The sequence below is a fragment of the [Micrococcus luteus] ATCC 49442 genome (assembly GCF_010367585.1).
GTDB lineage: Bacteria > Actinomycetota > Actinomycetes > Actinomycetales > Micrococcaceae > Arthrobacter > Arthrobacter luteus_A.
This window is the reverse complement of sequence record NZ_JAAAXP010000001.1, coordinates 4,311,792-4,334,980: the sequence shown is the minus strand read 5'-3', so window position 1 is coordinate 4,334,980 and position 23,189 is coordinate 4,311,792. Positions and strand designations below refer to the sequence as shown.

Below are 23,189 nucleotides of genomic sequence, written 5' to 3'. Positions count from 1 at the left end.
AAACCGGACATCGCTTGGGAGGACCAGGACTCCAAAGACGGCTGATCTCCGCGCTGGTCACCGACGCCCTGGCCCTGCTCGCCGCGGTCGATCCCGGAACTTTGGAGGGTAAGCCCGCTGATGCGTATGCGCTGCTGGCCTTGGTTGCCGGGCAGGACGTGGAACCGGCTGAGGACTCGGACGGGAGGGATGGGAGGTGGCGGATCGCCCGCAAGGTCGCCCCGGACCGGCTGATCTCCACCGTGGACCCGGACACCCGGCGCGCGCACAAAACCCGGGCCCGCCAGAAGGGCGGATTCAAACACACATCGTCATCGAGCCTGACACCGGGCTCATCACCGCCGCGGAACTGACCAAGGCCTCCGGTTCCAGAGAACAGCGACGGAGCCGTCGGTGCCCGGCTGATCGGCATGGATCCCGCGATCACCAACACCAGCGTGGACGTCCTGGCCGATTCGGCCTACGGTTCCGGGGAGATGCTCGCCGCTCTCGCCCGCACCGGCCATAACCCCGTGATCAAGCCATGGCCGCTGCGCCCTGCCATCGAAGGCGGGTTCACCCTCGGTGACTTAATCGTCGATGAAGCGGCCGGGACCGGGACCTGCCCGAACGGCATCACCAAGACCATCACCGTCAAACGGCGGGTTACGTTCGGCGCCGCCTGCACCGGCTGCCCACTCCGGGCCCGGTGCACCGCCTCACCGCGGGGACGCAAACTCGAACTCCACGAACACGACGCGCTGCAGCGCGAACACCGTCAACGCGCCTCGGATCCGGCCTTCCAGGACGACTACCGCACGCACCGGCCGATGGTCGAGCGGTCCATGGCCTGGCTAACCCGCGGCAACCGCCGCGTTCGGCACCGCAGCATCAGCCGAAACAACGCCTGACTCCAGCCCCGGATCGCGGGACTGAACCTGCGACGACTGCTCAACCTCGGACTGACCAGTAACGAGGGCTCATGGGCGCTGGGATGAACCAACCGCCCGAACCCGGCCCATCAAAAAACCCCTGGATGGCGCCACATATCAGGGGCAGAATGAAACCAAGCGGGCGGAACGACCCCGTTGTTGCACCCAAGGTGCTGACCAGAACACGCCGCTAAACGGCCCATTGGTGGCGTTCCGCCCGCCCCACAGCCACGTAATTCAGTAGCCTCCTAGGCCCTAACCGGGGAGGAGTAGTCCTACTTGGTCTGGCCGCTCCTCCCCCTGGTAATGCTCTGCTTTCTGACGTTTCGCGCCGTGGTGCGGCTGAATGCCCCTCCTGGCGGCCGGGCTCCTGGTTCTACGGTTCACCTAGCCATGTTCCATGGTCCTCCGCCCGCGACCGCCAGAGTCGAGTAGCGCTTCCCACCATGTGAGTATTCTTTTTGCCGAAAGACGCGTAATTGACACGGTGGTCAAAACGACTTCAGGCAAATAACTTCTGAGCATGGTCAAAGAAATTAGTTATGAGGAGCCATCGGCGTCCCTGCTCAGGTCCGGCCTCAAGCGCCGAGGGTTGCTCCGGTTAGGAACCCTGATAACTGCGCTCACAGGGGCTTCCGCTATATCAGTAATAGGTGCTGACAGCGGCCAAGCCAGCACCAGCGATGAGACTGCACCTAACACCTATATTCCGATTGCTGAAAAGGCTCAACCTTCTGGTGTGGCAACCTTAGACGCGGATGGAAAGATTGTCCCCGCCCAACTTCCTGACCTAGCGGTCACTTATGCCGGGAAGATGAGAGCCTACCTGGACCCCCGAGACTTCGCCAACGGACCAGTCACAGCGATGTCCACTGGTGAAGCAATAAAAACGTGGGGCTATGCGACTCCAGTCATAACAGACGGGAAAATCAGCTACACACCCCCCCACAACGGACAAGGCGGCGTCTACATGCAAGCCGGACCATTCGCCGGCGGCATCGACCGCATCGGCCTCGTGGTTGAGTTTGCATCCAACACCAACGGGCGCGTGGTTTTTGTCCTCCCACAAAACTCATGGGTCGGCGGCTCAAACGGCGTCCCCGCAGGCGTCCATAATATCGTCAGCCCCAACGGCTCGGTCAGCAACGCCCGGTATGAGAGAGGCGAGGTGAACAACACAAGCATCAGCGTGGGGGACCTTACCGGTATCCGCTATCTGGAAGTGACCGTAGACCGAATCCGCAACGCTGTCTCCATGTACGTTGACGGCGTTCTCGTGAGGGACGTGATAGACGCAGCAGCTATCCCACTAGTTGGCGACTACGCGGTCTGGGAGTTATACACGACCGCAGTCACTACCGCAATTCCCGCCAAGATACTGTCGTTGTGGACCTCTGCCGGCGGACCTTCGCGCATCCCGGCAGCAATACCCATGGCGCCCAACAGGGAACCCAACCGCGTCGGGGTGCAGGTCAAACACTTCGGAACCGGGACCGCAGCCAGCTATCCCATTGCCAGCACAGGATATGTGGTTATCAGTCCGGACCTGAAAATGACAGTAAGGTTCCCAAGTTCGGGGAAACTCCTTCTCAGCCTGGACTGCAAACTCGTCTCATCGGGCATGACAGTGCTGAAGCTCGCTGCGTCCAGTTATATGACCCAAGTATGTTCGGGTGAGTTTAATGGACACGTTCACGCATCAACGTTCATTTCAGGCGCGCCATTTACCACCATGGACATTTCCTTGGAAGGTTGGGTGCTTGGCGGGACGGCGTCCATTAACGTAGGAGGAGTAGACGGCATCGCCACATGGTCAGCGACCCCCGTAGAGTAGGACTGAAAACCTACTTATGCTTCCGCCTCGCTGCCTTCGTCCTATCGAACGACTACCGCTCCCCTGTATCGGCAACGTTGCTCAGCCACCCATGAGAGGCTAAAGAACGACTTCTACTTTACCCAATCACCGCTAGCGTCCCCATGCCGTAGTACAACTGTTCCTGCCTGGCCTTACCGTCTCATGGTCGGCGATGACCCGCAGGCCGTCGCTTCCAGTCCGAGAGTACGGCGCTGCAGATGCAGCGCACTAGCAGTGCCGCCCGTCTCCGCCGTCCTGGAAGGCGGCGGCCGCTGCATCTAAAATTTCAGCCGTTGGGACGAGTCGCGCGGCGTGCGTCCCATTGGCCACGTAAGTCTCGGCGTGGCACGGCAGGTGAGAATTTGTACGAATCCCATGTACGATGTGATCGACATTTCGACGTGCGCAGGTTGATCTGTCCAGGTAAAATCCACGGCCAAAGTAGATGCCCTGGCAACCATAACTCGGGGGCGGTTCCCCTTGCCCCTTCCCTTAGGCGGCTATCGCGTCGCCGGTGATGAGGCTACTGCCGTCGGCGGGGCTTGATGCTACGAGTAGCCTTGGTCAAAAGCCGTCGAACCACACTTCGGCATTTTTTGGTGCGACACCACGTAACAGCCACGCGGAAACAGGGAGCCTAAACACCTGGGGTAGTCTGTATTCCGTATTGTCCGGGGGCGGGAACATAACGAAATGGTGAGTCGGGCTTTGAGTCAAGTGGCAATCGAAACGCGGTCAGAACCGAGAGACCCCAGGCGGTCATTATTCGCCTCATATTCGGAGTCGTTTTACCGAAATGATATTCAGGGCATACGTGCCATCAGCGCACTTCTCATCATGATCTATCATATCTGGCTTAGCCGCGTCTCCGGCGGTGTCGACGTATTCTTCGTCATCTCCGGGTTCCTGATCACGACGACACTCCTCCGCAGCCTTGCCGCGACTGGCATGGTGCGCCCGACTCAATTCTGGTCACGAATCTTCAAGCGCGTATTCCCTTCCGCATACACGGTTCTATTCCTAACTTTGGCATTGACACTCGTATTTGTTCCAGCCCCGCTCTGGAAGTATGGCGTTAACGACTTTGCAGCGAGCGCTGCCCAGTTGGAAAACCTTGAACTTATCCGGATGGGTGCTGACTACCTCGCGCGCGAGGCACCTCCTAGCCAGTTCCAGCAGTTCTGGGCATTGTCAATTCAAATGCAGTTCTACTTGGTCTTGCCTTTCATCATCATGTTTCTGGCATTCATCGCCCGCCGCAGAGAGTCAGTCAAGCCGCTTATCTGGGGGACTGCTGCCATGGCGGCGACTTCCCTCATGTTCTCGTTGTATCTCACCCAAGTCCAACCCAACGAAGCATATTTTCACCCGTTCGCTCGCCTTTGGGAATTCCTAGCCGGGGCTCTAGTCGCGATGGTCTACCCCAAGTTAACAGCGCTGGGAAAGGCATCAAGTGCGGTGCTTTGGAACATCCTAACCATCACAGCGGTAGCCATCTTGGCTACCCTTGGCCTGACGCTGGGCGCGGTCGCCCCGTTCCCAGGATGGGTAGCTCTTATCCCAGTGCTTTGCGCTGCCGTACTGATTTCGGCAGGACGCGCATCAGTTGAGCCGACTGCCGTTACTAAGGCCCTTTCCAATAAGACGCTCGTCCACTTCGGCAGCTTTTCATTCACAATTTATCTCTGGCACTGGCCCGTCCTTGTCTTCACGCACCACTTGCTGGGCACAACCCAGCTCAACCTATTGAGCGGAGTCGTCGTCATTGCAATTGCGGTTGTGCTCGCCGTACTTACTAAACGGTTTGTAGAAGACCCGCTAAACAAGCGCCCAATCAATTGGCCCGTGCGGCGGCTGATTATTCAGCTTACTTTCGTAATGGCCGTGGTCGGCCTTGGCCTGATTTTACGGCAAGGAATCGTCTATGCCGCAGCTGGTCAGAAGGGAAGCATAGACCATGTCGACCTGCCGGTGGCACTCACAATCCAAGACGACACCGAGATACCGCTAGAGGCTTTTGTCACGATCGATCTGAACCGACCCACGGGCATAGACTGCCTTGCGCGGAACTGCATCGGCGGCGATCCGAACGCAGAAAAGTTGATCGTCATGGTAGGGGCATCCCATTCCGCACAGTGGTACGACATTATAGACAAGCTTGGAAAGCAAGAGGGTTTTCGTGTAGTCACGCGATTTGGGCAGGATGACCTTGCGGCTGTTGTTTCCGAGACCAATGCAGATGTGCTTGTGATGAACTCCACCAAGACATCTAGTTCAGGAAGCGGCGCGGAAGAGGAGGTTTACCTCCATGACACCAAGCAATGGGAGGAGATCGCCGCGGGCGGTGTGCAAATCATTGCGGTCCGCGACAACCCCCGCTTCGGTTTCTACCAGAACGCATGCGTGTGGAAAAATCAAACCGACGCGGAAAAGTGCGCGATCGACCAGGCGGAGCTCTTAGAGACCGTCGACCCGGCGCGGGCATTCGATAATGCGAACGAGAACTTCCACTCCATAGATCTGACCCACCACTTCTGCGTGAGCGGGGTTTGCCCGGCTGTTCATGACGGCGTTCTGATGTACTACGACCGGCACCATATCTCAAAATCTTACTCAAACTATATCGCGGAGGGGGTGGTGCGGCAGTTCGTAGACGAGGTTCCAGAAGTGTTCGCGCAACCCCAGCCGGTTCGGAAGTAACCACAGAGAGGGGCTTCCCTGGTTTTGTTAGCTCTAATCCAGCTGTTGCCTGTGGAATACCGCCGGCATTGCCACGTGCTTTGCGACGGCCTTCAGCCAAGATGTCATCGACGTGCCCTTTGAGGTAAGGCGGGGCTGGCGCAAATTGCGAAGAATTCCGGGGTGACGTTGAAAACGCTGGGTTACCAGCGCAAAACTGGAGCAGAGACAGAGAAACAAGTATCTGTGCCGAACTGTTTCTGCTGCATATCTGGCCCGGGGACTTCAATCCCAAATGATCTACCAGCAGGTGATCACAGATCTTGTGCCCAAGGGTGGTCCACGGCGGTGACCTGAAGGCTACAAGTTCGGCCAAGCAAGATCATTTCCCCTGGAAGCCAGCACGGTTGTTAGCGGCCATGAAAAACTGCCCATAGGCGGCCACGAAAGTGCCCACTGACGGCAATTAAAACTGCCCGCCGGTGGCCATGAGATCTGCCCACTTCCTTACTGAACCGACAGCGTCCTTATGCGGTGGGGGCCTCTCCCTGGGGTTTGACGACGGTGTCTAAGCGCAGCAAGCGAACCAGGAGGCGGCCCTGTATGAAGTCTGACAGAGAAATCATGGAAAGTCTTGCTGCCTGGGATCTGACCAGGTCGTTGCGGGCGACCGCGGAGCTCACGGGCTGCTCGCACCACACTGTTGCCAAACACGTCCAGGCCCGCGACCCCGGCCGGCCGATCGGGGAACCCGCGGCCCGCGGCCGGTTCACCGACCCGTACCTGCCCAAGATCGAGGAATGGACGAGACTTCCAAGGCCCGTATCCACGCCGATAAGGCCCACGAGAAGCTCCTCGCTCTGGGCTACAGGTGGTCGGAACGGTCCACCCGCCGCTCGACTGCGCAGGTCAAAGCGGCAAGGCGGCTGGGCCGTACCCGCGTCCACCGGCCTTGGATCACCAAGCCGGGGATGTGGTTGCAGTACGACTTCGGCGACGGGCCCGGATCTGCGGGGTGAAGACGATCTTGTTCGTGGCCTGGCTGGCGTTCTCCCGGTTCCGCGTCGTGATCCAGCTGAAGGACCGGGCGGCGCCGAGCGTGTTCGCGGCCCTGGACCGGTGCTTCCGGATCCTCGGCGGAGCACCAACGTATGTGCTCACGGACAACGAGAAGACGGTCGCCACCGCCCATGTTGCCGGGGTCCCGGTGAGGAACCAGCAGACCCTGGATTTCGCCCGGCACTACGGGGTGACCGTGCTGACCTGTCAGCCCGCGGTCCCGACCACCAAAGGCGGGGTGAAAGCGTCCGTGAATCTCGCCAAGGCTGACCTCAGCCTAAAGTCACCAACCTCCGCGGTGAATACGCCACGTTCGCGGAACTTGAGGCCGTTTGTCTGGTGTTCATGGACGAGGTCAATCACCGTGAGCACCGGGTGACGCGGCGTAAACCCGCGGCCATGCTGGTTGAGGAAGCCCCGCGGTTGCACCGGATCCCGGAGACTGCCCACACGGTCGCGTTCGGTCTCGCCCGCAGGGTCCCGGAGAACACGCCGATGGTCACCTTCGAAAACGCCCCATACTCCGTCCCGGCCCACTTGCTCGGGCCCGGGTGTTCGTCCGCACCCACGGTGCCGGGCCCGGCGAGCAGGTCATCATCGTCCACCACGGCACCGGCGGTCCGGTCGAAGTCGCCCGCCAGGACCGCGCACGGCCCGGCAGCCCCGCCATCAACGATGAACACTTCCCACACCAAGACCAGGGTCCCCCTGAGACTACGAGGTCAGGGCCCGCAGCGCCGATGAGGCAGCCTTCCTTGCGATCGGCGAAGGCGCCAGAACCTGGCTGATCGAGGGCGCCGCCGCCGGAACGGCCCGGATGAACGTGAAAATGGCCGAAGCCGTCACCCTGGCCAAAATCGCCGGCACCGACCAAGTCGACCGCGCCCTCGGCGACGCCGCACTCCACGGCCGCTTTGCGCATCCGGTCCTCGCCTCGATCCTGAATGCCAACATCCGCCGCACCACCACCCACACCGCCAACGAAGCGACCTCGCTGGCCCATGGAACCGGCGCGTGGGCCGCGATCGGCAACCCAGCCCTTAACACCACACCCAACACCATCACCAAGAACACCGCCACGGAGGAGGCCCGATGAGCCCCGTCACCACGACCAGCACCGCCGCTCCGCCGCTGCCGGCGGACCTGGAGACCCTGATGCGGTCCCTGAAAATGCCCCACGCCCGGGCACTCGCACCGGACCTGATCGCGACCGCCCGCGCCCAGCGCTGGGAACCAACCGAGATCATCAAAGCCCTCTTCACCGAAGAAGCCGCCGGCCGGGCCCGGTCCATGCTCGGCTCCCGCCGCAAAGCAGCAGGGTTCCCGACCGGGAAGACCTTCGAGGCACAGGACCCGGCAGCGCCCTCCATCCCGGCCCCGACCCAGCAAGCCCTGCGGACCTTGGAATGGATCAACCGGCGGGAAAACCTGGTCGTCTGCGGACCTTCCGGGACCGGGAAGACGTTCTTCCTCGAAGCCCTCGGCCAGCAAGCCGTCGAAGCCGGGACGCGGGTCGCTGGTTCAGGCTCATCCGCGCCCACCGCATCGATGACAGCGTCGCCCGCGCTGTCGCCCGGATCCCTCCGCGCCGAGCTCGTGGTCATTGACGATATTGGCCTGTTGCCGGTGGCCACGGACGCCACCGAAGGGCTCTACCGGGTCGTGGACGCAGCCTACGAAAAACGGTCCGTCGCGTTCAGCTCCAACCTACACCCCGCCGGCTTGGATGAGCTCATGCCCAAAACCCTTGCCACCGCCACCGTTGACCGGCTCCTGCGCCACGCCCACGTCTGCCAGACCAGCGGCGATTCCGTCCGCCTCACCCAAGCCCTCGCAGGAAAAGGAGTCACCCGACTGAACTAACCAACCCAAGGATGGCCAACCCCGCCAAACCACTCAGTGGGCAGATCTGTTGGCCATCACCGGTCAGTTTACTGGCCACCAGCGGGCACGCTAACTGGCCGTCCGTGGGCAGAAACAAATGGCCATTGACACACGGTAATGGAACGGAACGCGAGAGATACCCAACCTAGTCTGTACCACCGGCGACATCCACTCCGACGACCCAGCCTTGTGCCGGTTCATCGCAAACGAAGTTTCAGAGATCGACATCAGCGCAAGAACCGATGCAAGCGTTCGTGCGGCAGGAAACACGCTGTATACCCCTGTTCTCCGAGACCGGAACTAGCTGGGAAGTCTAGGACGCTAGCTCGTAACGATGTGATGGAGCGGAATTTTACAGCTGCGGCACCGAACGAGCTGGTGAAGGGAGCTCTTTGTCTGCGCGATGAAGACGAGGATGCCGCCATCGCCAGCACCAATGAGGGGGGTGAGGACTTTGTCTCTTGCTGCTAAGCGACATCCTCCAAGATAACCCTGAGTCGGTGCTGATATGTGTGCTCTGCAACTGCACGCACTGCAGCAGCATGACCGATTTTGGCACCTAGCTCCGGGTCACTAGCAAGATCTTGCCAGTGACCCATTAGCTCGTCAAAGTTAGAGAAGGCTAAGACCTCGCTGCCAACATCGAACAGGTCATTCAAGGCAGGCCGGTATTCAGTAATAACTGCTGCACCGCTTCCCGCGGCTTCGAAGAGCCGGCAGTTAACAGACGTGAGCTCGCTAGGATGAAGGTTGTTCAGCACTGCCGTTGCTTGACGGAAGACTTGCGCTTTGTCGCTCCGGACCACAAACTCATTCTGGTAGGCGTTCATGGCCGGACCCTTAGGCATCCATGATGGGAACCCAGCACCATACAATCGTAGAGGGACTCCGGCAGAAATGAGCCGGTTCAGTAGCAGAACCCGAGTCGGGTACATATTGCCAGCAAGTACCATGCCGGGTTTCGTGCCATAGGGGATCTCGTCCGGCTTATGCCAGCGTGGATTGCACGCTTCGGGAAGATACGCGACGGATTTTCCCGTCACGGAGCCGACTCTCTCCACCAGCAGTGGGTCTTTCATGTATAGCCTGGAATAGTCGGCCGCGAACATAAGCTGACGGCCAAGGTTGGAAACAGCGTCCGGGAACCACAGAACTATAGGGATGCCGGCAGCACGGATATCCGCCACCGTGCCGGGCAGTATCTCTGACTGCGTACTGATGACAAGGTCGCATTCATACTCCACAGCCTTCTTTGCAAGCGACGATTGGACCCGCTCGTCGATTGCAGGGAGCGCTCTGGCCGCGAAGTCGTAGGCAGCCGAAAGCTTACTCAACCGGAAAACGGGGCGGGGAGTTCCGAGGTGGACCGCATCTATTCCCATCGATTCGAGGCAATCGAAAACATTGTCTGCGAAACTGTCCAGATCCATCGGACCAATAACACCAACGCGCATGGCGCCTCCCCCGTATGTGAGCTTAGAAAATCGCTCCCACCTTACCAGCACCCGGAGATCAGGAAAGTTCATTTCGACCGTAGGAGGGATGGACTCCTTACTCAAAGAGGTCGTGTTGACCACATACCGCTTCACATGGGATGGAGCGGGGCAACGATGGCATCGATGTGGCACTAAGTTATCAGGTGGCGCTGGCGAAAATTGCGAAGAGCTTCATGTCGCCTGACGGATTTGTTACAGGTCCAAAGATCACTACTGAGGCCCCACCTCATTCAGGGATCGGTTAGCGGGGTCGCGATGCCAACACAGGGTTCATGCAATCTATCAGTCGTAACAGCCATAACTTGTAGATGATCCCGGCCTCAGGGATGGGTACGAGTGATTCGCAGCATGGCTCGCTCATCCCTGCTTTGCCATTGTCGCTGAGAGAGAGCCGCTCTTTGGTGTTCCTGGCGAGTCAACTCAAGCAAGTTAACGCCCATAGCCGCCCCAACACTGAGTGCCACTGCAAACCATCGCGGCAGGCGCTGTCCGCACCTAAGCATTGCCACCCATCGTAGATCCACCCACTACACACCACTGCTCCGCCAATGCAGAGGGCAAGCTAGACTTATTCCGTCGCCGAACCATGCGGGCCTCGGTTTCAGGGTCCAATTCCGTAATGCATAAAGGACAGTATGACCAGCACGTGCAGCGCTGAGGTGAAATCGAGGGCGCGCCCCCCGGTCCACAAAAAATTTCTCCGAGCGGTGGCCCTCTTATCATCGGGGATGATACTCTGGGCGGCCGCCGGCTTCTTCGTTCTCGTCAGGCCAGCAACTGATGCCGCGGAACGTGCCGATGTGCTTTTTGTGTTGGCGCCAGCTGGTGATCGCAGGTGGCAGGCTGAGCAGTTGATGGACCAGGGCGCAGCGGGCACTCTAGTGTTCTCCATACCGCAAGGTCAGCCCGGCAATCCCGACCCCGATATATGTTACGAGCGGCGTGCATACCGTATCATTTGCTTTTCACCCGATCCCGTCACCACACAAGGAGAGGCTCGAGCGCTTAGCCGACTCTCCCGAGAAAACGGATGGAAATCCGCAAACGTGCTAACGATGCAGTCTCACATAACTAGGGCACGGTCCATTATCCGGCATTGCTACAAAGATGACCTGCGAATGATTGCGTACTGGCAAAAATTGCCAGTCCTCTCTTTTAGCAATCCGAAGAGGTCCTGGGCCTACCGATTCGTTTACGAAACCGCGGCTTTCGTTAAGTCAGCCTTCAATCAAAGTTGCTGATCACCGCATTTTCCCGGCTTGGCCAATACCAGGCTCCCCCGTCAGCGCTGCCCAGGCTTCCGTAAGCTACCGGCATCGCATAGCGCCAATACTGGCCGTTGTTGCGCGGGCACCAACCGAGGCGGCGATATACCGCACGGCCTCTTTTGCTTCTTCACATTTTTGACAATTGTTCTGCCGGGATGGAAGGTCTCGGGCTGTTGTGCCGGCATGCTCAATGGGATCCACGTCTGTAGTTGAGTGCGCTGGTGAACAACCCTGGCCTGTCATACACGATTGCGGTGTTATCGGGCTTCCACCTAGGCCAGTTGTCGCGCCCACGTCCATTAGGATTTCGAACTTTTTCCACCCCCAACAGATTGTGCGCCATATATAGTTCCTTTTCCCGCTGCGCAGCACGTTCGAGCAGATCATGAAATCGGTCTCTCGCGTTTGCGGCATCGACGCGGGAGCCGGGGGCGGGCAGCGGCGGCCCGAGCACATCCGGACCTGTTCTTTACCCAGCTAAGCGATTTACGCTCCTGGGTGGCATCGTCTTATGGCGAATACGCTGCTGAGCCTGACAAGACCGGTACAGAAGTGTGGTCCGTCAGTGGCCAAAAAAGCTCCACCTACTGGCGGCCGTTGCAGCTGTCCTATCAGTCGTAAGCCCCTCACCCCTGAGCGTGGTTGCCTCACGCATCTGCCGACCCCTGCCCTACAGGAGATGCAGTTTGCCCGCACATGCCTGCCGTAGGAAACCTCCCGCTTGGGAGTGCCCGAAGGGTGCCTTTGCAACATCTGTCACAACCCGAGTGCGACGGGCCGGTGTTGAAGGGCTAAGGGCTTCGCAAGCTCTGACGTGGCGATGGCCGACTTCTAGCCCGACGAGTTCCAAGGGCTGCCATGTCCGCCTGTTCCATGTCGTAGGCGAACACAGCCGCGGCTTCCCGGCCTCACCCCGCAAGAATAGTTTGAAGGGCGCCGACGCATAGCCGTGATGAAGAACGTTGTGGCCGAAACTGGTACCGCCCGGACCTACCTCAGGGGTGAAACGGACCCCGCTCACCCCGCCGCATTGATCAAAATGGCCGAACGGCGCCGGCCGTATCTGCAGTCATTGACCGTGAATCAGCCCTGGAAGACGGCTTCATCGAGTCCTTCAACGGCCTGTTTGGAAGGGAACTGACCGGAGAAGTCGTGGACAACGTGGCTGAAGCGAAGTATTCGGCCGAGGGGTCTAAGGACCTCATATCGTAAACGGCTGCACTGTGTTACCTGCACGGCGTGACCGCGCGAAGTTATTCAGAGACAACCCATGACAACCAATCAGCCATCGCATGAAGCCTCCGCTGCTGACAGGATCGTAGCCACTGTTACCTATCTGCTCAGCATTCCGCGAGCTCAAAACCAAGGTACTTAAAGGCGGTGACTAAGTACTACTAGCCAACTAAACGGGTACCTTCCACCGTGGCTTGCTATTCCCGCATCCCGTACTTTCTATACAAGATGGTGTTCATGTGTCGGAAAGGCTAAAAAGTTGGTGCTGAAATTGATAGTGATCGCTTTCTTGGCAAGCAATCCAAAGTTGGTTCTGTTATGAATAGCAAGCGAGAGAATAACCAAAATATGGCCATCGGACCGAAAGACCTTTTGATGCGTCGCCGACTACTTAAATATGGAACATTGGCCACAAGTATCTCTGCTCTTTCAACTATCGGACTGAATAGTGCTGATGCGGCTCCGCCTCCAGATCGGCAACCTGCATACATACCTATTGCTGAAAAGGGGGCCGCTTCCGGTGTGGCAACACTGGACAGCGACCGTAAGATCCCATTAGCGCAACTTCCCAACCTGGCTGCCACGATCGCATCACCGGCAGAGGCTATGTTTCAACACCGGATGCACGGCGGCATGGAGCCGTCCGCCTTCGTCTCCTTTACCTTTGATGACGGCTATGGGACTGCTGGCGCCTTCTTTGATCTGCTGACGTCCAAGGGCGTGAAGGGCACGCTTTTCCTGTCCTCCGGCTATGTGGACAAGCCTGGCCCCGCCCCCGACTGGCCAGGCGACTCTTTCATAACGACAGCGCAGGTTAAAAAGATTGTGGAACAGGGCCACGAAATCGGCACTCATGGCGTCATGCATGAGTCCTATACGACGTACTTGGCGGCTAACGGCGCTGCTGCCCTACACTCGCTTGTTACCAGCGCCGTTGGGTCAATTGAGTCCCAATTCCCAGGAGTCAAGGTCAAGACTGGCGCATATCCGTACGGCCAATCTAATCCACAAGTTCGCGAGATTATGGGGCGAAGCCATGAGTTCTATCGCGGCACCAAGGGTAAAGTCGCCGTGCGTGGACAAGACCCATTTGATGTTCTTTCCCTCGAAATTCAAGGCCTTTCGGCCGAGGAGGTAAAGGCCTGCGTAGATACTGCGATTACAAATCATTCGATGTGCATATTCCTGGTGCATGGTGCGCTGACGGCTGCACAATTGCATATGATCGGGACTGTGATCGACTATGTTGCGAGCAACAATATTTCAATGGGAACGTTCTACGAGGGTATGTCGCGGCGTACGATATTGAGAGGTCCGGCGGGCGCATCTTTAGATGCCTCGGGTCATGCCTATTTCGAAACGGTTCGGAGTACCCGCCTAGAGCTCGTGCGCGGCGATGAGGCTGGTGATTCCGCATGGTTGAGGCTCAATCCGCTTACTAACTCACCGGTTTTCGATGCGACGGGCGGCAATAGGTGGGAATTTCGTCAGCGATTATTCGCAGGTAATGGTCTGCAGATAGGTGAGCGTACTACCTACACCGACGTAACCACTACAGACGGCTCGACCGCAGTGAGCTCCCCGACCGCCAACTTTACGGCCGAGGACGTTGGCCTCCCGATAAGCGGCCCGGGCATCCCCCCCAACTCAATAATCACTGCCCGAGAATCCTCGACGTCAATTAGGCTCAGCGCACCTGCTACAGCGTCGGGCGTCGGCGCTATGATCACCTTTGGCCGGACTACCGCGGGCATCGATGTGTCCGGCCCAGCACATTTCTTCAGCGCAGTGAAAATCAGCGGGAACGAGGTTTCGGGGCCATCGCTGCAGTTTGAGACCCTTTCTGGGGCCGCCGAGGGGACACTGTCCCCCATGACCTGGAGCCGGGAAGGTGTAGGCGGCCCGATGATATGGGACACCGGCACGGGAGGCTCCGTTGCGACCGTCAAGGCGTACCGTTTTAGCTTGACCGATCACACTGGGGCGCGTCGGATAGCGCTCTGCGCCGCACAACCCTCAGATGACTCACTCGACAATGGAGAGGTTGGCGTTTATTTCGATGGCGAAACAGGCGAACTTCGATTCCGGGGCAAGACGGACAAGGGCGTCATCGTGCAAAGAACGGTCACTACGTCATGACTTTGGAAGAAGCCTACTCAGAAGCATGCCGACAGATCGGACACTTGACTGTTCAATTGAGCATATGTCAAAGTCGGCTTGCGAGCGCTGAGGCCGAACGCGACGAGGCGGGTGCCCGGATAGTCGAAATGACGTCAAAAGGACCGGGGAGTTGATGTCGGCTTACAGAGGGCTACTCGAGGCGGCGCTCAGGAGCACGCTAGGTGGATGTCCCGGACCCGCCGGCCGTCGGGCCCAAGCCTTGCCGGAACCTGGTCCATGGCATTGGTGTCCGCTTCCGCCAAACATGCGGTATTTGCCGCAAGTCCGCCCGAAACACCCTCTGCTTCAAGTGGCGCAGGCCCTCGGCCAAAGCTTGCCGCTAGAGCCGTCACCGATCAGCAGCTAACACGAAGTAGACGTACAATCGCTAAGGCAACTTCACTATAAAGCCCAAAAGTATTGAAAATGCCGACGGAATCACGTGCCAATCCTTGGAAAGTCCGAGGATTTGGGTCAGACGATGTCACGTTTCAAAATCAGACTCACACCCGCCGCTCTCCGGATCATTGTAGCGCTGAGAATCAGGTTGCGCGTCAAAGGCACGGGCAAATGGCTTCATGCTCTCCGGCCGACACCGGTCGAGCTTCGAAGCCGGTTCTATGAGATCAGACTCGTCGGCAGGGTATAATCTACAAACTGAACTCCAGACTTACATCTACGCCTGTGGCGGCATTGGCCATACCTTCACTGCTTTACTTCCAGCTCTCCTGAACTATCAGGGTCAGGCCAGCGTAAACATGTATCCTCAGTGGTAGAGATGGAATTTGAGTGCCCCCGCTCAAATCGGAAAGCGATCGGTAGTAATCACAGTGACGAGAGTCAAAGTCCTTGTATTCAGCGCGTATTTTCCACCTGCATTTCTCGGTGGGGGTGCACTAAAGTCCGTGGCCGCTATCGTTACCCAATCCCCTGCAGCCTATGACACTGCTGTCATGACGTCAGACAGAGATTTGGGCCAGACGCAATCCATGGATGTAGTGGCCAACTCTGCCCAGCGCTGGGGCGCTTCGACCGTCTACTATGCGTCGCCTGGCCTTCGTAGCCGACTACAAGCTTTCGGATATGCACGCTCATTCCAAGCGCGGATTCTATATACTAACAGTTTCTTTGATCCCGTCTATTCGCTTCTTCCACTAGCCCTGTGGAGAATTGGCCTAATACGCTCACAGCGTTTCGTCGTTGCACCCCGAGGTGAATTCGGTCCGGGAGCACTGAATATCAAACGCGTAAAGAAAAAGCTCTTTTTAGGTGCTTTTCTGCTGTTTCGGGGCGGCCGTGGGGTGTTGTGGCATGCTTCAAGCATCCAGGAGGCTGAGAACATTCGCGCCCAGATAGGCAGGTCGGCTCAGATAGTCGTTGCCGAAGACAATACCGCCCTACCGATGACCGCGGCTGAGCCCTCTAGTCCTCGACCTAGCTTGAGGGCTGTTGTCATGGGCAGGATGGTTCCAGTCAAGGGAGTCGTGGAACTGCTTCGAGCGCTCGCTGGCGTTTCCCATCCGCTCACTGTTGACATATATGGACCTGAGGAAGACCGCGAGTACGCGGCAAAATGCAGGGACTTGGCAGCCGAGTTGCCAGCTCACATAGCGATCAATTTTAGGGGTCCCGTTCCAAGCGCCGAAGTTGCCCCTACCCTGAGAACATATGACGTTATGTTCCTTCCCACACACGGCGAAAATTTTTCGCATGTGGTGGCCGAAGCACTGTCAGTTTCGCTGCCCGTAATGTGTGCAGATGTTACACCCTGGAGCAGCTATATTGCGGACGGCGGTGGTGTTCTTATAAAGGAAAATAAAATTGGCCCTTGGACCGAAGCGATAGAAAGATACGCGTCACTACCCGCGCCTAGCAGGCTGTCGTACCGATACGATGCAGGGAAACAGTATGAACGTTGGCGTGCATCGACAGCGGGTCAGTCACACGTTTTTGACTTGATCATGAAAACTAGCCCAAATTTGCATGAGTCCGCAGTAACGAGTGTTAATCGGGTTGAGTACTGACTGCTGTTTGCTTAGATTCCAAGTAGGTTTGCGGCCGATCCACTGGGGCGAACGTTGAGTTGATTCTCGAATAGCACTTCGGTACGACCCGCGCCAACTCGTCACCTAAAATCGCCCTTGGACCCCAATTTGTTTACGTTGCTGCGCAATATGCACCGTATCCGGCTCTTCGTGGTTGGTGGGGAATTGATCTCGTGTCGTAGATGACAGAAGGGCCCGTGGCCCTGCTGGGATGAGTGTGTCTAGCATTCAACCAGGAACAGGACCACGAGCCTTGACTGAGCCTACCGGGGTGGCCTCCGACGCTGCCACCAGCATCTTCAACCTGCCCGACTACCGCGTCATTTCCGCTACCGTCCTGGACGACGGGAGCCGCCGGATCATTATCGAAACCGACCAGCCACCTGGCTGCCCGACCTGCGGTGTCGTAGCGACCAGGCGGAAGGAACGACGTGTCCAGCGGATACGGGACATCCCGGTCGCCGGCACCGTGGAAGTACTCTGGTCCAAATACCGCTGGCACTGCGAGGAACGGACCTGCCCACGGCTCTCGTTCTTTGAATCCACAACCCAGGTCCCGCGCCGTGCCCGATCCACCGGCCGGCTCCGGGACCACGTCGTTGACGCGGTGATCCGCTCGGGACGGGCAGTGTCCGAGACCGCTGCGGCGTTCGGTGTCTCGTGGTGGATGGTACGGGCCGCGCTGAATGAAGCCTGCCTGCTCACGCTGCCTGATGTCGATGAAACAAGTCCGCGGATGCTGGGCATTGATGAACACCGGTTCCGGTCCGTCCGATTCTTCCGCGACCCGGAATCCAGCGCCTGGATCCGACAAGAGCCCTGGATGACCACGATCGTGGACCTCGACACAGGGCAGGTCCTGGGCGTGGTCGATGGTCGGGACCACAAGGGTGTCGGCGACTGGCTCTTCGCCCGCCCACTGGCATGGAGACTGGGCGTCCAGGTCGTGGCTATCGACCCCTCGGCCGCGTTCCGCAAAGCGCTACGGATGTGGCTGCCACGCACCGGCGTCGCCGTCGATCATTTCCACCTCATCTCCCTGGGCAACCAGGCAATGACCGAGACACGGCAGAACCTGTCCCAGGAGGTCAAGGGCCGACGCGGCCGCACCGTGGACAAGGCCTGGGCGCACCGGATGCTGCTCCTGCGCGCCGGCGACACCCTCAGCGACAGCGCAGCACACCGCCTGGCCGAGGTCTTCGCCGCCGACGACCCGACCGGCAGGCTCGAAGCGGTCTGGAAGGTCAAAGAACAACTGCGGGCACTGCTCCGCACGAGCTCCCTCGCCGACGCAGCCGTCGCGAAAGAAGAACTCCACGTCCTTGTTCAGGCCGCCGCGCGGCCCGAGACGAAAAAGCTCTACCGGACCGTTTGCAGATGGTGGAACGAGATCGAAGTCCTCATCGTTACCGGCGCCACAACAGGCAAGGTCGAGGCCAACAACACCGCCATCAAACACATCAAACGCACCGGCCGCGGCTACCGCAACCCAGGCAATTACAAATCAGTTATTCTCATGAGAAGTGCCGCCCGGACGGCGGCATGACACTCATCAGGGATTCCAATTCCCCATGAACCGCGAAGAGATTCCCTAACGCTTGTCAACAGTTTTTTAGCTCTGGACGGCAGGCAGGGTGAGTGCACCGTCACCTGTGTTCCGCGGTGACGGGAAGTGCGTCCATCGGGACGGGACCGGGTCGTTGGGTCGCTGGTTTGCATCCCCGGGCTGGTGGGGCGGAAGATCGCCGGCGGCCTCAGAAACGGGGTGGCGGTGATCGATACTTACCGTGTCAGGCGGGCCCGTTTCGCTTCGATCGTGTGGGACCGCGACTGGCTGCGTTGCTTGGGTGTGACGGTGTAATGGGAGGCGATGAGTTCTTTCGCGGCCCGTTTGGTGACTGGCTGTCCCTCGAGGTCCCGCAGCTCATACATTTGCCCGGTGGTGAGGGTTTTCCAGGTTCGTTCGGCCAGTTTCCTGGCGACAGCGATCGTGGCCTGGGTGTGGCAATGGCCGTGTTCGGTCATGAGCCTGTGATAGAACGCGGCCAGCTGGGGATCCATGGTCCGGGCGACGCTGCCGGCCTGGTAGAAAGCCAGGCGCAACGGTGCAGGCCCTTCCTTGCTGATGGCCCGGCGGGACTGGTTCATCGTCCCGGAGGACCAGTTCGAAGGGGTGATGCCGACATAGTTCGCTGCTTTCTTGGCACTGTCGAACCCTGATCCGTCGCCGAAGAAGGCGCGGATGCAGGGACCGGTTGCCGGGCCAACACCTGGCAGGGACAGGATCAGCGGGTCATCGCCGTAGAGCTGCTCCCACCACTGACGTGCGTGGGAAGTGAAGCGTTCCACCCTGGCGCGGGATTCCTGCAGGTCCGTGAGGTGCTCGGTGACGTCGACGGCCAGCGCGTCCAGGTCCAGGTGACCGTCCCAGAAATCCGCCCATCCCCTGGCTGCGGTCTTGATCGCCGTCGCGCGGGCGGGTGTGTCGGCGACATCGCGAGTGTGCTCGGCGACCACAGCCGTCAGCGTCGCCACACGCGCCGATGCCAGGGAACGGAGGTGGGGCCAGCGGCCCAGCACGGCGAGGGCCGTGGATTCGGATCCGGCGAACGCGGTCCACACATCGGGAAACGCCCACCTCGCCAGCGACAGCAGCCGCCGCCAATACCGGTTCCCGTCAATCACGGCGCCGGCCCGGCGGACCACGGCCCGCCGCAACGCCAGCTGTCCCGGGGGTGCCAGGACCAGGGGTGGCGGGTCGAAGATCTCTCCGGCGTGGGTGAGGACTTCGGAGTCTATGACATCGGGTTTATTCTTGCCCATGATGGCTCCGCGCAGCCGTGCGGAGTGACGGGCACCGATCATTTCCATCTGGCCGCCGGCCCGTTCGACCGCGAGGGCCAGCGCCAGCCAGGTCATCGAGGTCGGTTCCACGACCGCTGTCACAGGTGCCGGAACTGCGGCCAGCCGCGCCGAGAGTCTCTCCAACCCGGCCAGTGTCGGGTCGACCGTGAAACGGCTTAGGTGTTCTGTACCGTCGTCGAAAAACTCCCGCACCGCGATATGGTGGCGTGCCGTGATGGCCGCGTCGATACCCGCCACTGCGCGCACGACTCCGCCGGGTTTATCCTGATTTTGCATGATGGTTCTCCTCCTCGCATCGAATACGTGCGGTAGGAAAACCCGTCTTTGCCGGTCCACCAGCCGAGTCACCAGGCCGGGCTTCCCCATCCTTGGGGAGAACCGTCATGCACTGTTCTGAGCGCCGGCGGCGACCTCCCTCACACGCCCGCGACTGCTGAGGAAGCGTCGGATACAGTTCCCGCGCTTGTGAGTCATTCGGTGCCCGCCCGGACGAAACCCGGTGCTGCGCACCGTTCTCTTCCGGCCACCAATTCCCTCAATCGGGTCTGCTTGGAAGACAGGCCGGGGGCGACGATCTCTTTCACGGGCCATGACGCCCAGCCGAAAACCGGAACCACCCCGGCCCCTCCCAAAGCCACCGTAAACGACGACCACCCCACGTCAACAGGGGTACTTAAGAGATACAAGCCCCGTATCCTCGCTTAGGTCCTTGGGCTCGGGATCTACTCGTAAGCTAGCGACTCCCCTGGCCCGCCTGGACCCTAGTCCATCCTCTGGACCTCCACTGCTGCCACGTGGCCCGCCGGCCGGGCTGGCCATCACGTGGCGCAGCCGCGGCGATCCATACGCATGGGACCACATCGAGAGCCCGAACGGCCCATAACGACCCTCGTCGCTCGGCTCGGCGCCGCTAACTTTAGCGGCGACTTCCTGTCCGGATTTTCCCTCATGTAGGTAACTGGAAGCTTGCCAACCAGCTCAGATCCTGGCAGCACTGGCAGAGCCAAAACGAGCGCTTCTGACTCTGCCATATGTCGCTTTGGAGAGAGTGACGAACGCTAATCTTGGGGTAGAATCAGAGATTAGTTGGGCACATTCGATTGGGGAAAAGGTCATTAGAATAGCTATAGTAGTTCCTGAGTATCTCACGGAACGTTCTCCTGGCGGAGGGCTTGCGACATTCGCTGACTTCCTTGTCACAGTCGTTAGATCGCGGCCTGATTGGTCCGCAGAAATCGTGTCGCCGAGAATGTGGAATGCGGCGCCAGAAAGCCGACGAATCTTAAATCCCAGGACCTGGCTGCGTGGGGTGACTACGTCCGTGCGCGATGTTTCCGGTGTCCAGGTGACGTATGTCGGCGCCAACTGGTCAGAGCTCGAATTTATGCGTTATACCAGGCGGACTGAGCTGGATGAAGTTTTGAATTCCTACGATGCCGTAGTGGGCGTTTTCGGAACACCAGCACAGTGTTTGATGCTCCGTTCCTTGCGAGTTCCGCATATAGCAAAAATCGCTACCCTGGTTTCGCTAGAACGTCGACAACTTCTCCGCTCCCTCACAGGCCTTCGGCGGCTCGCTGCGACGCTGAACTTGCTCATTGCTGAGCGTCTGGATAAAAAGGGCCTATATATCCCACAGCACCTCATGGTCATTAACGACTGGATGTTCAAGTACTGTGGCGACCGCGTCGGGGCGCGAGTCGAGCTAGCTCCTCCTGGCATTGATACCGATCTATACGTTCCGTACAAGCATCATTCGGCGGATCGTTCTCCTGCGGAAGCCGCCTTGCCCAAGATTGCGCCGTACTTTCTCTTCGTCGGAAGGCTTGCAGATCCGCGCAAAGACATTAAGAGCCTCCTCCGATCATACAAAATTGCCCGTGAGAAGTTTGGCTTGACTCAAAAATTGGTTCTTGCTGGGCGCGGGGATATCCAGCCGGATGAATACGAGTTGATTGCTCAATTGCAGCTCCAGGATGAAGTCGAGATCCATCGGGACGTTTCACCAACGTCCTTGCCTGGCTTGTACCAGGCTGCTGATGTTTTTGTTCTTGCATCCGCAGAGGAAGGCTTGGGAATTGTGTTACTAGAGGCCATGTCTTCAGGCATTCCAGTAGTGTCCAGCGCGACAGAGGGAGCCCGATACGCCGTAGGCGACGACGAGGTTGGGACTTTGGTTGAATTTGGCCCAGATTTCACCGAAACTTTTGCCGCTTCTCTTGCCATGTGGGCGACTGATCCGGCAGCACGCGAACGCGCCGGATTGAAGGGTCGTGAGAGGGTCCTCTCCCGGTTTAGCTTTCAGGCAGCCGGCGAAAAGTATCTCTCGGCGCTGGCGGTCACCTATGACCGCGTTAGTTAGACTTGCTCGAACCAGTTTCGGCATAGTGATGGCGAGTACCCTGAAGTTTGAACATAGGTAGCGACTACTCGTGCCGGCCAGTTTTGTGTGGGCTAAATTCACTGCATGGGTAGCTATGATGACGATTCAGATGCAGTTAATGACCCAACACGACCGCTGCCGGTCGCCATGTTCGGGTACAGAAACGGGGAGGCATGGGTGGCCGATGACGTGTTCGTGACCCGATCTTGCGAGGGCGATTTGCTGGTCGAGCGCTGGGATGGACGAGGTCTAAGGACTGCCACCGTCCGACGAAACAGCAGCCAGTCCTTGCGCGCCATGTGGGTAAAGCTCAACGAAATCGCTGTGGATGGAATGCCCTCTACTGCGCCGTAGCCCACTGTGGCCGACGCATCTCTCCGACCTGAGTATTTGAAGGTTTGGAAGCCAACAGCCCTCCCGGTGGTGGGCCGGTCGCCCCACCTCCGTTCCCTGGCACGGCGCGCGCGGCAACCTTGACGGCCGTGTTCGCCGAGCACAGTCGCGATGTCGCCGACACGCCCGCCCGCGCCACCGCGATCAAGACCGCGGCCCGGGGATGGGCAGACTTCTGGGATGGACACCTAGATCTGGATGCACTGGCCGTCGATGTCACCGAACACCTCGCTGACCTTCAGGAGTCTAGGGCCAGAGTCGAGCGCCTAACTGCCCACGCGCGCAAGTGGTGGGAGAATCTCTACGGCGATGATCCCCTGATCCTTTTCCTGCCTGGTGTGGGCCCCGCAACCGGTCACTGTATCCGCGCCTACGTCGGCGACGGATCCGGTCGCTCGGACCATGGACCCGCAGCTCGCCGCGTTCTACTACCGGTTCATGACCGAACACGGACACCGCCACACCCAGGCCACTATCGCGGTCGTCAGGAAGCTGGCCGAACGGACGTGGAAGACCCTCGCCACAGGGCAAATGTATGAACTCCGCGACATCGATGGGCAGCCGGTCACCAAATGGGCCGCAAAAGAGCTCATCGCTTCCCGCTACACAGTCCCGCCCAAACAGCGCACGCAGTCACGGTCCCACACTGTCGAAGCGAAACGGGCACGTCTGACACGGTAGCTATCAGAAGACACTGATACCGGACAACGCCAAGCCGCAGACTCTTGCTCACTCCCCGTCTCCACCAGCCAGGGCAACAGCCGGGGCCGGCAACGAGCTCTTCCCGGACGGACAGCACCACCGCCACGGCAGAACACGGGTGACGGTGCACTCAGCCTGTCTGCCGACCAGAGCCAAAAGAGGCTTGACAAGCGTTAGGGCGGCTCTTTGCGGTTCGTGGGGAAATGGATCCCTGAGATGAGTGTCATGCCGCGGTCGGACGGCGCTTCTCAAGAGA

The 23,189-nt window shown here is 59.2% G+C and carries 12 protein-coding genes and 1 pseudogene; 11 read left to right on the top strand and 2 right to left on the bottom strand.

Annotation, left to right across the window (positions count from 1 at the left end; translation table 11 throughout):
- Window positions 1-14 precede the first annotated feature (14 nt).
- The 6 genes and pseudogenes from GUV69_RS19715 to GUV69_RS19690 all read left to right on the top strand — a co-directional run bounded on the left by GUV69_RS19715 (window position 15) and on the right by GUV69_RS19690 (window position 8,367).
- The gene (locus tag GUV69_RS19715) at window positions 15-353 is read left to right on the top strand and encodes a hypothetical protein (protein ID WP_164205478.1); all 339 of its coding nucleotides are present in this window, start codon (window positions 15-17) and stop codon (window positions 351-353) included.
- A 57-nt stretch (window positions 354-410) separates the two neighbouring features.
- Window positions 411-890 (top strand): transposase, encoded by a 480-nt coding sequence (locus GUV69_RS19710; protein ID WP_164205476.1) that lies wholly within the window; start codon window positions 411-413, stop codon window positions 888-890.
- Between the two features lie 544 nt (window positions 891-1,434).
- Window positions 1,435-2,745: a hypothetical protein gene (locus GUV69_RS19705; RefSeq protein WP_164198706.1), complete on the top strand. Its 1,311-nt coding sequence runs from the start codon at window positions 1,435-1,437 to the stop codon at window positions 2,743-2,745.
- A gap of 714 nt (window positions 2,746-3,459) precedes the next feature.
- Window positions 3,460-5,466, top strand: coding sequence for an acyltransferase family protein (locus GUV69_RS19700; RefSeq protein ID WP_280113768.1), 2,007 nt, complete (start codon window positions 3,460-3,462; stop codon window positions 5,464-5,466).
- Between the two features lie 582 nt (window positions 5,467-6,048).
- Window positions 6,049-7,600 (top strand): annotated as a pseudogene (gene istA / locus GUV69_RS23535) (IS21 family transposase).
- On the top strand, window positions 7,597-8,367 hold the full coding sequence (locus GUV69_RS19690) for an ATP-binding protein (protein WP_164205471.1): 771 nt from the start codon (window positions 7,597-7,599) through the stop codon (window positions 8,365-8,367). Before istA ends, GUV69_RS19690 begins: the two are co-directional and overlap by 4 nt.
- Before the next feature lie 488 nt (window positions 8,368-8,855).
- Here GUV69_RS19690 and GUV69_RS19685 read toward each other — a convergent pair whose 3' ends face one another.
- Window positions 8,856-9,965 (bottom strand): CgeB family protein, encoded by a 1,110-nt coding sequence (locus tag GUV69_RS19685; protein WP_164205469.1) that lies wholly within the window; start codon window positions 9,963-9,965, stop codon window positions 8,856-8,858.
- Between the two features lie 2,738 nt (window positions 9,966-12,703).
- On the opposite strand from GUV69_RS19685, the gene GUV69_RS19680 reads away from it, so the two are divergent.
- From GUV69_RS19680 to GUV69_RS19670, 3 genes are all read left to right on the top strand, one after another.
- Window positions 12,704-14,524, top strand: coding sequence for a polysaccharide deacetylase family protein (locus tag GUV69_RS19680; protein ID WP_164205467.1), 1,821 nt, complete (start codon window positions 12,704-12,706; stop codon window positions 14,522-14,524).
- Window positions 14,525-15,498: 974 nt separating this feature from the next.
- Window positions 15,499-16,569 carry a glycosyltransferase family 4 protein gene (locus GUV69_RS23665; protein ID WP_431197117.1) on the top strand — a complete coding sequence of 357 codons (1,071 nt, stop codon included), beginning with the start codon at window positions 15,499-15,501 and terminating at the stop codon, window positions 16,567-16,569.
- Between the two features lie 274 nt (window positions 16,570-16,843).
- Window positions 16,844-18,136: an ISL3 family transposase gene (locus GUV69_RS19670; protein WP_164205463.1), complete on the top strand. Its 1,293-nt coding sequence runs from the start codon at window positions 16,844-16,846 to the stop codon at window positions 18,134-18,136.
- Between the two features lie 236 nt (window positions 18,137-18,372).
- Here the strand turns inward: GUV69_RS19670 and GUV69_RS19665 are convergent, their stop codons facing one another.
- Window positions 18,373-19,731: an IS110 family RNA-guided transposase gene (locus GUV69_RS19665; protein WP_164205461.1), complete on the bottom strand. Its 1,359-nt coding sequence runs from the start codon at window positions 19,729-19,731 to the stop codon at window positions 18,373-18,375.
- Window positions 19,732-20,776: 1,045 nt separating this feature from the next.
- Here GUV69_RS19665 and GUV69_RS19660 point away from each other — a divergent pair.
- Together GUV69_RS19660 and GUV69_RS19655 are read left to right on the top strand one after the other, a co-directional pair.
- Entirely contained in the window at window positions 20,777-21,817 is a 1,041-nt protein-coding gene (locus GUV69_RS19660) for a glycosyltransferase family 4 protein (protein WP_164205459.1), read from the top strand.
- An 816-nt stretch (window positions 21,818-22,633) separates the two neighbouring features.
- A complete protein-coding gene (locus tag GUV69_RS19655) occupies window positions 22,634-22,912 on the top strand; it encodes an IS110 family transposase (RefSeq protein WP_164205457.1) in 279 nt (92 codons plus the stop codon).
- The last annotated feature ends 277 nt before the right edge of the window (window positions 22,913-23,189 follow it).

What these genes read in the sequence shown, in the direction of transcription:
- GUV69_RS23665 (WP_431197117.1), top strand. Translation starts at nt 15,499, where the DNA reads ATGACGTCAGACAGAGATTTGGGCCAGACGCAATCCATGGATGTAGTG.
- GUV69_RS19710 (WP_164205476.1), top strand. Translation starts at nt 411, where the DNA reads ATGGATCCCGCGATCACCAACACCAGCGTGGACGTCCTGGCCGATTCG.
- GUV69_RS19705 (WP_164198706.1), top strand. Translation starts at nt 1,435, where the DNA reads ATGGTCAAAGAAATTAGTTATGAGGAGCCATCGGCGTCCCTGCTCAGG.
- GUV69_RS19665 (WP_164205461.1), bottom strand. Translation starts at nt 19,731, where the DNA reads ATGCAAAATCAGGATAAACCCGGCGGAGTCGTGCGCGCAGTGGCGGGT.
- GUV69_RS19700 (WP_280113768.1), top strand. Translation starts at nt 3,460, where the DNA reads ATGGTGAGTCGGGCTTTGAGTCAAGTGGCAATCGAAACGCGGTCAGAA.
- GUV69_RS19680 (WP_164205467.1), top strand. Translation starts at nt 12,704, where the DNA reads ATGAATAGCAAGCGAGAGAATAACCAAAATATGGCCATCGGACCGAAA.
- GUV69_RS19655 (WP_164205457.1), top strand. Translation starts at nt 22,634, where the DNA reads ATGGACCCGCAGCTCGCCGCGTTCTACTACCGGTTCATGACCGAACAC.
- GUV69_RS19690 (WP_164205471.1), top strand. Translation starts at nt 7,597, where the DNA reads ATGAGCCCCGTCACCACGACCAGCACCGCCGCTCCGCCGCTGCCGGCG.